The following is a 12,866-nucleotide window of genomic DNA, read 5'->3' on the forward strand; positions in this document are numbered from 1 at the left end:
TAGAGAAAAGTGTTCAACCCTAAATAATAAAATTTCTCACATCAAAACCAAATCCAGAAAATAGATAGGCCAATTATTTAAACCCACAAAAGGCCTAAGTGCTAATAAGCCGCAGCAGCATAGACCATTACAAAATTAATTTTGAGGTTTATCACCAGGCAAGCTAAAAATAATTTCGCCTGGTTTAGAGTAGTAGTACTTTTCTCGAATGACTTTTTCCAAATAATCAGCATTATTCAATTGCTGTACATTTTGCTTTAGATCTGTATTCTGTGTTTGAGCTTTCTGTAGTTGTGTCTTACTCATTTGCACCTGACTTTGAAGCTGTTGGGTATTCCGATGGGTTTGAAAAATCTGTAGCCCCAGAAAAGCCGTCACAATACTCAAAAGAATCGCAATCAGATAAAGTCGTCGCTTATGCACTTGTCGAACATATTGTTTACGGCGATCATTGATATTTTTTAAAGTTTGTATTTTTGTAAAATCGTTATTCAGTGATTTTACGTTTTCCGAATCCATATTCTTCTCAATCATGGCTAATTCTCCCGAAATACGTTCATACTTATAAAAAACAGTATAACGCACTCAGAATTTTCAATGAAACGGCTTTAAAAATCTTTAGATAAAATTATCATTTTGCCGATAATTTTCTGAAATCGTTGTATACATTTCAGCCGCATCTTCTTTTTTAGTCGAATCTCTGAGATTATTGACTTTTAAAACTAACGTACGATTGCCAAACCGAATCTCTAATTGATCGCCAACGGCCACTTCACTAGAAGATTTCGCAACCTTATCGTTGATCAGGATTCGCCCTTGATCAGCAATCTGCTTAGCAACTGGCCGCCGCTTAATAATCCGTGACACCTTTAAAAATTTATCTAACCGCATGAGTCATCCTCCTCAAAACTTATGTTTTTTAGTCTGCCAATGGCGCAATAATCGGCCAACATAAGGCAAAGCTAACCATTCTCGTGTACTCAATACCTGTAATTTTACCATAGCGCCCAAAAATACCAAGATACCACCAAAAATACCGACTAAAGTTGTGATGCCAGCCCCAACTCGATTATTGGGCAACCATAACTGCAAATAAACGGCTAATAACAAGACAACGCCGCCCATGATGAGCACTGCTAACAATAGTCGAAAAATAAAATTATGGTTGAAGACGGCCTGCTTCAAATAAGTTGGTGTCCGTAAAAATAAAATAAAGGCGATCCAACCTAACGCAATAATTGTGACGAAGCTACTTCCAGCAATGCCAAACACACGCGTGAAAATTTGATTAAACATCAATTTAATTATAAATCCAGATAATAAGGCTACCGTTGCAACCTTAAAATGATCTAAGCTCTGCAAAACACTACTAAAAACGTTGATTAAAGCTACTAGCATAATACTAACCATATAAAGCGCCAAAGTCAGACTACCTTGGCGATCGCCAAAAAGAAGCTGGTTGATCCAAGGCATCAACACAATCAACCCAACGCTAGCCGCCGCTGATAAGACCAAAGCTAGGTGCACAAGCTGTTGGGTCACTTTGATAAAAAGCACTTTTTTATTCGCTTGGCGGGCATTACTCAGAGCAGGCAGTAATGTCGTCACAAAAGCCATGGTAACGACCAAGCCCATCTGAACTAACGGTTGGGCTCGGTCATAAATACCCTTTAAGTTATAAGCCAGCTGATTGGTTTGACCGCTTTCGATCAACCCTTTAGTCACCGAAAAAGAGTCCAATAGCTGAAAGATAACCATGGTTGCTGAGAATAATGCAATCGACCCACCCTCCAGCAAAAATCGTTTGGTCAAGTGTATATAACGCAATTGTTCTAACGCTTGTTCAGCAATCGTAGGGCTAAGCTGCGATGGCTGTTTAAATCGACAATAAGCTGGCAGCATCACGGCTAAAGCGATTAGTCCACCTAGAAACGCGCCGCTCATCGCCACAGTGCCCATCTTATAGTAGCTCCAATGATGATGCACAAATAAACTCGCCGCAAGTAAAATCACACCAACACGAACGAGCTGCTCTACCACTTGAGAAATGGCTGTGGGCCGCATGTCAAAAGTGCCCTGGAAATAGCCTCTGAGTACAGACAAAAAAGGTGTTAGTAAAAACATAAAAGCAACTGTTCGAATCAAGCTTGCTAGCTGACCATCCCCCATAAGTTGTGCAATAGGGCCCGCTTGCAAATATAATAAGCTAAAAATACCAAGGCTTAGGATACTGATCAATACAAAACTGCGCTTTAAAAGGCGCTGTCGTAAATCAATATCAGCCTGTTCGGCAACTAACTTTGAAATAAAATTAGGTAGTCCAGATAAGGCTAATGTCATACCGATCCCATAAATTGGATAAACCTGCTGATACACATAAAAACCCGTATTGCCAACTAAATTTTGAAAGGGAATTCGGTACACGGCACTAAGTACTTTCGCAATTAATGCTGAAACTGAGAGCAATAAAGCCCCCCGCATTAAATTTTTCGCAGAATTTTTGGGCATAAATTTCTCCCTTATCGGTTAGAAACGCTACTTATTTTTAACGGCTGCACCATCACTGACCTGTTGCGCTAATCCAGCAACAAAAGCAACAATTTGTGGCAGCCAATCATCTAGCCCCATCTTGGGCTGAATCGTTAAAATAACTTTAATATCTTTTGTCTCATCTTGGACACTAGCATGGAGTTTTGTCTTAGCCAGAGCTTTGAAAACCCCCTCACCCTTAATGAGAGCAAAGCCCTGTTGCGATAAAACAACCGTAACTTTTTGAGCTTGTTGATTGACGTTGGTTACCAAAGCTTGATCAGCTGCCATTTTCAACTCAGCAATCTGCAACAGCCGCTTCACTTCAATCGGATAATCCCCAAAGCGGTCGATCAAGTCATCTTCAATGGCCTCAATGTCTTGAGCGGCATCAATTTGACGGATACGTTTATACATCTCAATTTTTTGCTGTTCATCTTCAATATAGTCTGAAGGAATATAAGCTTCAACTTTGAGATCAATTTCACTGTCCGTTCGCTTGACGGCTGCATCACCTTTCTTCTTAGCTACAGCTTCAGATAACATCTGTGAATAAAGATCATAGCCGACACTATCAATAAAGCCGTGCTGCTGGGCGCCTAACAAATTCCCGGCACCACGAATGGAAAGATCGCGCATCGCAATTTTGAAACCTGAGCCTAGCTCAGTAAAGTCCTTAATAGCTTGTAGTCTTTTTTCACTCACTTCGGTCAAAACCTTGTCAGGCTTATAAGTAAAGTAAGCATAGGCCACCCGGCTGCTGCGACCGACTCGTCCCCGCAGCTGATACAGTTGTGATAGGCCATAATGATCCGCATTCTCAACAATCATTGTATTTGCATTGGGCATGTCGATGCCAGATTCAATAATCGTCGTTGCCACCAGCACGTCCGCCTCGCCATTGACAAAACTCATAATGACATTTTCCAGTTGAACTTCAGTCATCTGACCGTGGGCATAAACAATAGTTGCTTCGGGAACCAACTGTTGTAATTGGTCAACAACGCGTTCAATATCACTGACTCGGTTGTGTAAGTAAAACACTTGTCCGTTACGTTCAATTTCACGTTTGATGGCTTCCCGAATTGCCCCAGCATTTTGTTCCATAACATACGTCTGAATTGGGTAACGATTGGTGGGCGGTGTTTCAATGACAGACAAATCCCGAACCCCCACCATCGACATGTTTAACGTTCGGGGAATTGGTGTCGCCGTCAAAGTCAACACATCAATGTTTGCCCGCAACTGTTTGATTTTTTCTTTGTGCTTAACGCCAAACCGCTGCTCCTCATCAATAATTAGCAAGCCTAAATCACTAAAGCGCACGTCTTGTGACAGCAGTCGGTGTGTACCGACCACAATATCAAGCTGACCGTTCTTTAACTTCTTAAGCGTTTCGGTAACTTGAGCTCGACTTTGAAAGCGAGATAACACCCCAATATTTACCGGAAAGTCAGCAAAACGCTGGGTCATAGTTTCAAAGTGCTGCTGCGCTAAAATCGTAGTTGGCACTAAGAAAGCCACTTGTTTATTATCTTGAACAGCCTTAAAAGCAGCCCTTAAAGCGACTTCCGTTTTGCCAAAACCAACATCACCCACCAATAAACGGTCCATCGGCCGACTCCGCTCCATATCATGCTTGATTTCAGCGACACTACGCAGTTGATCAGCTGTCTCCGTATAAGGAAAAGCCGCTTCAAATTCATGTTGATAAGCATTGTCAGGTGAAAAAGCAAACCCCTTCTCGGATTCACGTTTGGCATAAAGTTCGATCAAATCATCCGCAATATCTTCAATCTTTGAGGCCACACGCCGTTTCGTCTTTTGCCATTCGGTCCCGCCTAGCTTATTGATGTGTGGTGCTTTACCTTCAGAAGCCACGTATTTTTGAACTAAATTCAACTGTGTAACTGGGATAAATAATTTGGCATTGTTTTGATAAAGAATTGTTAGATAATCACGATGTACCCCATCGACTGCCATAGTCTGCGTACCCAAAAACTTACCGATCCCATGATTAACATGGACCACATAATCGCCAGGCTTTAAATCATTATAGCTTTTGATACGTTCCGCATTATCAATTGCTAACGAGCGTACTTTTTTCTTAGGCGGTTGGTTAAATAATTCGGTCTCCGTCAAAACAACGGTCTTTTGGTCGATCTGTTCAAAGCCAGACTGTAGTTGGCCCAATGTTAATTGGATCTTATTAGGTTTAATTTGATCAGCTTCAACAATGACACTGTTGATTTCAAAATCTCTAAAAGTGCTGGCGACCTTTTCTAGCCGAGTCGCCTGATCAATCAAAACAACTACCGTAGCTTCACTTTTAGCCCAGTGATCCATTTCTGTTTTGACCATGGGCATCTGACTGAAGAATTTCTGTGGCACGCGGGCTTTTAAGTTGACGATTTCATCTAACCGTAAGCGGCCCATCCCTTTTTGGAATAATGAGAGGTAGACACGTGGCCGTTGATCTTTCTTTAATTGCTTTATAAAATCGGCTTCCAAGGGTTCAACACGTAAAATATCCCCATTTTCTAACAATTGCGTCTGCCAGTCAGCAGCTTCTTGCTCACGATTTCGGCTTTGTTCCAAAATCCGCGGATAGTCATCTAAGATGAGGGTGTCGGCCGACGCAAAATAATCTAGTAACGTGCCCATTTGAACTTGAAGTTCATTTAAAAATAAACTTAATCTATCTGGCCGCCCACCACTATCTAACAAATCGATCACTTGCTGAATTTTCTGCTGTAAATTCTGCTGGAGCTGTGGCTCGGCTTCTAATTCTGGTAAACGTTGTGCCAGTTGTTTGGTCAAGCGTTCAGCAGCCGCTTGTAATTGTGTGCTGGTCAGCATCAGATCCGTAGCAGGTAATAATTGCAGCTGCTCCAAATTTTCCACACTGCGCTGGGTTTCGGGATCAAAAGAACGCAGGCTATCCACATCAGTATCAAACAACTCAATTCGATACGGTAAGCTGGCATTAATTGGAAACACATCAAAAATATCCCCACGAATCGCAAATTCACCGGGAGAGGCAACTAATTTTTGGCGCACATAACCCATAGCCACCAAATCCTGCGCTAATTGCGTCAGATCAAGCTGGCTTTGCATATCGATCATAATAGCCCTTCGCGTAAATTGATCAGGTTTTGAAACATACTTTTGAACGCCAGCTAATGTGGTTAAAACAATGGTTGGCTGTCCAGTCGTCAAGCGCGCCAACGCTTGAATCCGCTGGGACAAGGCTTCCGGTGAACTAGGTCCTACTTCAGCGGCCAAAACTTCAGCGGCGGGAAAGACTTGTACTGCGCCTTCACCGACCAGACCAACCAAATCACTATTCAAATACTCGACTTGCTGCTGATTGGCAGTCACATACAAAATATTCTTGTGACTTTGTTTTAATAGACCAGCCAACCAAACGGATTTGGCTGATCCCTCTAAGCCCGTGACGAGCTGGCGACTGTCTAGAGTTAAAGCACCAGCCACCTGACTGATCTGACCCGCCTGGTCGAATAAATTTATTAAATCCAAGTCAATAGCCTCCTTTTAGCCATTGAAACGATTCATAATGTCGTTGGCCGAATGACCATCCAGCCAACTAATCGCTGCTTCAGCGGCCCGATCGAAGGCAGCTAGCATGATTGGTAAGTCATCCTTATTAAAAGGGGTCAATACCCAATCCACCACTTTACTGCGATCAGGATGTTGAATGCCAACTTTTAACCGATTAAATTGTTCCGTTTGCACAGCGGCGATGATACTTTTGATACCGTTATGCCCCCCAGACGCACCTTTGTCTCTAAAACGTAACTTACCCAGCGGCATATCCATATCATCTTGAATCACAAGCAGATCACTCGGCGCCATTTGATAATAATGTAATAAGGGCCCAACAGCACGGCCTGAATCATTCATATAAGTTAATGGTTTAACTAAAAATACTTTTTCACCATTATAAATAAATGACGTAAACTGTGCTTCAAAATCTTGTTTACTCAGTGTCTGATTCAACCGTTTGCTAAGCGTATCGACCACCGTAAAACCCACATTGTGTTTCGTACGGTCATATTTTTTGCCTGGGTTACCCAGGCCGACGATCATTTTCAAAATAAAGCCTCCATCAATAATTAGCTGCAAAAAATTTAACCTTGTAGTTCAAGCAAATTAACGTTTTATTTCTAGCCATTCTTTATTTTTACTATACGCTAGAAGATAATGCACCTTGTTTGTTTATAAAATAGAACTCAAATAGACACGAAACACCTCATGGCATCTGTTTCGTGTAGCTACTTAGTATACCATATCTCATATAAAATGGCCGCCTAACGTATGACGCCATATTTGCTAGTCATACCAACGATCAAACTCTAATAAGTCGCCTATTGGGGCTGAAATAAAATTACTATTTTACCTTTAACCACTTGTTTATTACGCATAATTTTGGTTTAAACGTGTGTCAAAAGGCAACATCTTTTGATTCACGCTCCAATAACAAACAACAAAATAGGCTTTCAAAAAAATGCTTTAACTATAAATATATATGTTGACACATAATACTATGCATAATACTATGCATAATACAGTATGGTCATAAGGGGTGGTTTTATGATTGAACTACACCATATTTCATTAAATTATGGTCAACAACAGGTACTGTCAGACTTAAATCTTGCAATTCCCAATGATGGAAAAACTATTGGTATTATTGGGCCAAACGGTGCTGGGAAAACTACACTCATCAATAATATTTTAAAACGCATCAATACTTTTAAGGGCCAGAGACAAGTTCCTGACGCCATTGCGTATTTACCTGATCAACCTTTCTTGCCCGGTCACATTCGCTTAAAAGCAGCCATTGATCTCTTCATAGCTGCCTATCCTGACTTTAATTATCAATTAGCGCTTTCACTTCTAAAGACCCAACACTTAAATTTACAGCAACGGATCCATACACTTTCCCGAGGCATGCAGCAACAAGCTGAGTTAGCCCTCACTTTGGCACGTCAGGTCCCTTATTATCTTTTCGATGAACCTCTGGGTGCCATTGATCCACGTCATCGTCAAAATACCTATCAAATGATTCAAACTGCTAGACGATCCCACAGTACGGTTTTAATTGTGACACACCTTTTAAAAGATCTGGCCCCACTCTTTGATGAGATTTGGCTATTGACAAATGGCCGTGTCGCACAACAAATTAGCCGCACACAACTACAACAGAACTTTAACGGAGATATCGAACAATATTATCAGGAGATGACAACGCATGCATAAATGGCTTTTATTTCGTTTCAAAAAATTATTAGGCCTCTTTTCGTTCCCACTGATAGTCGAATTTGCAATCATTATCTATCAACAGATCGCTGCACATAAATTGAATAACGGGCTGGCTTTAGCACATAGTTTATTTTTCATAGCTACAAATGTTGTTTTATTTATTGCAATCATTGCGCAGATGATTCGTGATGGTTATTTAGGAACCGACGCCATGCAGCTGTTGCTCAAACAAAATCAACTATGGACAACTTTACTGGCTGGTGGCATGAGTATGCTGCTTTTGATTTTTATGATATCGTAGCGAATTTTGCATTATCAGGTACACCTCTAAAATGGCAATTTCCAAACCTATATTGGTGGCAAAAACCCCTAAGTCTACTAACAACACTAATTTTGGTTATAGCTTTAATTACAATATCTAAAAATATTCGGCAAACAGCCCTAGGCATTAGCATCATCACTGGCGGCTTAATCGCTATGGCTAGCTTTGGATTCATTATTTTAAATCAATGGACTACCGTTCCAATTTTCTCCGGCAACTATTTCATGATTGGCGTTGGCGCTCAACCACAATCTCTAACCTATATCACAGCCGTTCCGCTTTTATTTCTGAATCAAGCTGCTGTCACAACCAATCAAATAGTTGGTGCAAAAATTAATTTCATCATTTTAACAGTTGCACTAGTTGTCCTGGCAGTGCGTCTCACCTTGCACCGATTAAATTATGTTCGATTGGTCGATTAAGTTGTCAAAAGTAATTGTCAGCAGCACAATGCTTGTGTTTGAATCATTCGTAGTCAAAAAACATTTGTTTATCAGAAACGTGCCTTATTGTTTTGTGATGAACTAATTTTCATAAAACTGTCATATCTCGCTTTCATTTGCTGTATCAGCGTTTTTCACCAGCATTAAAATAAAAAATGAAAAAAGTTGTGTAAAAGCTGACGATATAGTGAAATTTGTGTTATACTACCGTTGTTAAATTTGTTTTCCAGAAAGGATGAATCATTTTGGCATCTACAACACAAAAAGACCATCAAAAAGTTATTCTTGTCGGCGATGGTGCTGTTGGTTCCAGTTACGCCTACGCTTTAGTATTACAAGGTATTGCTCAAGAAATCGGTATCGTTGATATCTTTAAGGATAAGACTAAAGGTGATGCAATTGACTTATCAAATGCTTTGCCATTTACACAACCTAAGGAAATCTACTCCGCTGAATATTCAGATGCAAAAGATGCAGACGTTGTTGTTATTACTGCCGGTGCCCCACAAAAACCTGGCGAAACTCGTCTAGACTTAGTTAACAAAAACCTTAAGATTTTGAAATCTATCGTTGATCCGATCGTTGAATCTGGTTTCGATGGTATCTTCTTAGTTGCTGCTAACCCAGTTGATATCTTAACTTATGCGACTTGGAAATTATCTGGTTTCCCTAAGAACCGTGTCGTTGGTTCAGGTACTTCATTGGATACAGCACGTTTCCGTCAATCTATCGCTGAATTAGTTGACGTTGATGCTCGTTCCGTCCATGCTTACATCATGGGTGAACATGGCGATACAGAATTCCCTGTATGGTCTCACGCTAACGTTGCCGGCATTAAGATTTCTGAATATGTCAAAAAACATCCTGAAATCGACGAAAGCAAATTAGTCGATATGTTCGAAAATGTTCGTGATGCTGCCTATAAAATCATTGATCTTAAAGGTGCAACATTCTATGGTATTGCAACAGCATTAGCTCGGATCACCCGTGCTATCTTAGATGACGAAAATGCTGTCTTACCACTTTCTGTTTACATGGATGGTCAATATGGCTTGAACGATATTTATATCGGTTCTCCAGCTGTGATCAACCGTAATGGTATCTCTGAAATTCTTGAAATTCCATTAAGTGACCATGAACAAGAAAGTATGAAGTCTTCTGCAAACCAATTGAAGAAAGTTTTAGATGACGCTTTTGAAAAAGGCGAAATTGAAACTCGTCAATAAGATTTACAGTTCTCAAAAAGTCGGGACATTTTGTTCCGGCTTTTTTATTGCATTTTTCAGAAAATCTAGGTATGATCATGAAAACAATTGTCTAATTTAAACCTTAGGGAAACGTTTAAATTAGGTATCTGCGATTGTTTTAAACAAGGAACTGGGTATAATGAAACTAAGTTATTACTTTAAAATTAAGGGGTTGACACCTGTTGCATCTTAAGAAAGTTGTACCATTGGGGATCATCTTTGCTGTCATTGGCATCGCGCTTTTTTATGTTTTAATGAGTGTGCGTTATCAAAATGTTTTCTTACCACACACTGTTTATTCGGGCGTAAATATCGCGGGTAAAACACCAGAACAAGCGAATCAAAAACTGAAGGCACATATTAAAAAACAGCACTATCAATTGGTCGAGGGTAAAAAGGATATTTTACAATTTACCGGTAAAGATCTGAATATTGACCATGATTACGCCAAACAACTAACTGCCATTAAAAACCAGCAAAATCCATGGAGCTGGTCTCTCAAAGTTTTTGCGGCACCAAGTGAGACCGGTGTGAAAGCTGAGAACTTAGCACTCAATCAGCAAAAAGTAGACCAACTCTACCAGCAAGTTGTTAAGGCAACCGCCACTGACCGAGTTCAAACGAAAGATGCGACTTTGAGCAAGGATAACGGTAATTTTACGATCAAAAAAGAAGTTTACGGCAATAATATCGACGAACAACAACTAAAAAAACAAATTGTCGCTGCCGTGGATCAAGGGCAAACGAAAATTAACATCAAAAAGGCTTATGTACAACCCAATGTCACCAGTGATGATAAGCAGTTGCAAAGTGACAAACAAAAGTTAAATGCCATTTTAAACGAAAATATCACTTATAAGATTGCGGGTAATGACGTCAAAATTCCTAAAACTGAAATTGACAACTGGTTAAATTACACTGATGGTAAAATTGCCTTAGATCAAACAAGCATGGCGCGTTATATTGCTAGTCTTTCAGCTAAATATGGCACTATCAATAAAACACGTGATTTTAAGACCGAACAAGGTCAGACAGTTCAAGTACCTGCCGGGACCTATGGTTGGTCCATCAAGAGTATTAGTGAAGCTAAAGCTTTGGCCACAGAGATGCTCAAAGGTGAAGATTTCACACGCAAACCTTTGATTCAAGGTGTTGGCTATAATGAAAATGGTGATGATATTGGCAATACTTATGTTGAAGTCAGCAAATCGGCACAACATATGTGGGTGCACAAGGACGGTAAAGTCATTATCAGCACTGATGTCGTTACTGGCAAACCCGGACAAGACACACCATCTGGTACTTTTGTGGTCTGGAATAAAGTCCGCAATACACAGCTTAAAGGTAAGAACGATGATGGTTCTGATTACAGTTCACCTGTAAGTTACTGGATGCCAGTCGATTATACTGGTGTTGGTTTACATGACTCCCCTTGGCAGCCAACTTATGGTGGTGATTGGTACAAAGCCCATGGTTCTCACGGTTGTGTCAACACACCACCAAGTGTTATGGCACAAGTGTTTGCAGACGTCCCATTAAACACGCCCGTCATTATTTACTAAACTTATCTCAAAAATAGAGGTCGACAACAAGGTATTCGTTTTCGACCTCTATTTTTATTAGGCTGCTCAATTTAACCCATCCTTCAAAGAACGATTCTCATTCAGAATTTGGTTTGCAATTTTCTGCGAAAATATTTAACATTATGGTTGTATTATAATTTTATGATAAGAGGCGGATTTTTTTATGAGTAAAGTTGCTGTTATTGTTACTGACTTTGTCGAAGATGTTGAATATACATCCCCTGTTGAGGCACTTAAGCAAGCTGGTAATGATGTCACGGTAATCGAATTTGAAGCAGGCAAAACTGTCAAAGGCAAACACGGTGTCAATATCAAAATTGATAAAACAATTGACGAAGTAAAGCCCGACGATTTTGATGCACTTTTGATTCCTGGTGGCTTCTCCCCCGATCAGCTTCGTGCCGATGAAAGAATGGTCGACTTTGTTAAGGCATTCTTGCTAGCAAGCAAACCAACCTTTGCAATTTGTCATGGCCCACAATTATTTATTCAAACTGGTCTGACCAAGGGGCGTAAAATGACAGCCTATGTCACTGTCCGTCCTGATCTTTATTATGCTGGTGCTGAAGTTGAGGACCAACCCGTTGTCATTGACAACAACTTAGTTACAAGTCGGGCCCCTGACGACCTTGACCAATTTAATCATGCGATTGTTGATGCTTTAAAGTAATGAATAGGGCCCTCACCCATACTTCTTGAATCATTTAATTCGATACTTTTACGTAATTTGATATTTATTTGCTCTCACCTTGTTGCAGTTAATTTAGTTATAGTTGCTTCATTAGATTAATTTTTGGTGATCATTAGTAACCCATCCCCTAGGGGTAAAATGCTACTACTTAAAGTATCGTCCTCAAAGACGCGCGTGAATAGACGATTCAAGTTTCGATGGATACTGCGATTTTTGTGCTTGATCTCAGAATCTGGCTTCAACACCGTTCCCCCTTGCATGACATCATCAATCAATAAAACGCCATGCGTATTGAGCAATCGTAGGCAATCAGGTAAAAATGAGATATATTTAGCTTTAGCACTATCCAAAAAGATCCAATCATAAGTTGCCGTAAGTTTGGGTAGAAGGTCAGCTGCGTCTCCCGCTAGTAATTGGACCCGCTCTTCTAATGCAAATTTTTTAAAAGTTTGTCTTGCCTGCGTAAGCATAACATCAAAGCGATCAATTGTGGTGATTTTAGTTGTCTCCGGGGTATTCAACGCCATCAGCGTTGTCGAGAACCCTACTGCCGTCCCAACCTCCAAAATACGCTTAGGCCGCATAATTTTTAGCAACACCTTGAAGAAATTAACCGTTTCTGGAGGAATCACGGGCACGCCAGCCTCACGAACTTGTTTTTCAAAGTCACCCAATGGGCCCTTTAAAGGTTGTTGTTGCTCACGTAGAAATGTCAAAACTGCTTTATCAATAATTGGTCGATGCATCATTTCGTTTAACATTGTA

Annotated in this window: 12 protein-coding genes; 6 read left to right on the forward strand and 6 right to left on the reverse strand. The window is 40.3% G+C overall.

Going from position 1 to position 12,866, the window contains the following annotated elements:
- Positions 1-135: 135 nt before the first annotated feature.
- From ACNAN0_RS09785 to pth, 5 genes are all read right to left on the reverse strand, one after another.
- A complete protein-coding gene (locus tag ACNAN0_RS09785) occupies positions 136-534 on the reverse strand; it encodes an FtsB family cell division protein (protein WP_230913171.1) in 399 nt (132 codons plus the stop codon).
- An 84-nt stretch (positions 535-618) separates the two neighbouring features.
- A complete protein-coding gene (locus tag ACNAN0_RS09790) occupies positions 619-891 on the reverse strand; it encodes an RNA-binding S4 domain-containing protein (protein WP_230913172.1) in 273 nt (90 codons plus the stop codon).
- A 12-nt stretch (positions 892-903) separates the two neighbouring features.
- Positions 904-2,508 (reverse strand): putative polysaccharide biosynthesis protein, encoded by a 1,605-nt coding sequence (locus ACNAN0_RS09795; RefSeq protein ID WP_230913173.1) that lies wholly within the window; start codon positions 2,506-2,508, stop codon positions 904-906.
- A gap of 27 nt (positions 2,509-2,535) precedes the next feature.
- Positions 2,536-6,060, reverse strand: coding sequence for a transcription-repair coupling factor (gene mfd, locus ACNAN0_RS09800; protein ID WP_416354188.1), 3,525 nt, complete (start codon positions 6,058-6,060; stop codon positions 2,536-2,538).
- 24 nt (positions 6,061-6,084) lie between these two features.
- Positions 6,085-6,645: an aminoacyl-tRNA hydrolase gene (gene pth / locus ACNAN0_RS09805; RefSeq protein WP_230913174.1), complete on the reverse strand. Its 561-nt coding sequence runs from the start codon at positions 6,643-6,645 to the stop codon at positions 6,085-6,087.
- Between the two features lie 498 nt (positions 6,646-7,143).
- On the opposite strand from pth, the gene ACNAN0_RS09810 reads away from it, so the two are divergent.
- The 6 genes from ACNAN0_RS09810 to ACNAN0_RS09835 all read left to right on the forward strand — a co-directional run bounded on the left by ACNAN0_RS09810 (position 7,144) and on the right by ACNAN0_RS09835 (position 12,080).
- Positions 7,144-7,812: an ABC transporter ATP-binding protein gene (locus ACNAN0_RS09810; protein ID WP_230913175.1), complete on the forward strand. Its 669-nt coding sequence runs from the start codon at positions 7,144-7,146 to the stop codon at positions 7,810-7,812.
- Positions 7,805-8,116: a hypothetical protein gene (locus ACNAN0_RS09815; protein ID WP_416353167.1), complete on the forward strand. Its 312-nt coding sequence runs from the start codon at positions 7,805-7,807 to the stop codon at positions 8,114-8,116. The genes ACNAN0_RS09810 and ACNAN0_RS09815 overlap by 8 nt, the downstream gene beginning before the upstream one ends.
- A complete protein-coding gene (locus ACNAN0_RS09820) occupies positions 8,056-8,559 on the forward strand; it encodes a hypothetical protein (RefSeq protein ID WP_230913177.1) in 504 nt (167 codons plus the stop codon). The genes ACNAN0_RS09815 and ACNAN0_RS09820 overlap by 61 nt, the downstream gene beginning before the upstream one ends.
- Before the next feature lie 266 nt (positions 8,560-8,825).
- Positions 8,826-9,806 (forward strand): L-lactate dehydrogenase, encoded by a 981-nt coding sequence (locus ACNAN0_RS09825; RefSeq protein WP_269073867.1) that lies wholly within the window; start codon positions 8,826-8,828, stop codon positions 9,804-9,806.
- A gap of 203 nt (positions 9,807-10,009) precedes the next feature.
- Positions 10,010-11,389 carry a L,D-transpeptidase family protein gene (locus ACNAN0_RS09830; RefSeq protein WP_416353168.1) on the forward strand — a complete coding sequence of 460 codons (1,380 nt, stop codon included), beginning with the start codon at positions 10,010-10,012 and terminating at the stop codon, positions 11,387-11,389.
- A gap of 184 nt (positions 11,390-11,573) precedes the next feature.
- Positions 11,574-12,080 carry a type 1 glutamine amidotransferase domain-containing protein gene (locus tag ACNAN0_RS09835; RefSeq protein WP_416353169.1) on the forward strand — a complete coding sequence of 169 codons (507 nt, stop codon included), beginning with the start codon at positions 11,574-11,576 and terminating at the stop codon, positions 12,078-12,080.
- Between the two features lie 116 nt (positions 12,081-12,196).
- Here ACNAN0_RS09835 and ACNAN0_RS09840 read toward each other — a convergent pair whose 3' ends face one another.
- Positions 12,197-12,862, reverse strand: a complete 666-nt coding sequence (locus ACNAN0_RS09840) for an O-methyltransferase (protein WP_416353170.1) — start codon at positions 12,860-12,862, stop codon at positions 12,197-12,199.
- Between the last annotated feature and the right edge of the window lie 4 nt (positions 12,863-12,866).

Origin of the sequence: Agrilactobacillus fermenti (assembly GCF_047943045.1) — a bacterium.
Taxonomy (GTDB): Bacteria; Bacillota; Bacilli; order Lactobacillales; family Lactobacillaceae; genus Agrilactobacillus; species Agrilactobacillus fermenti.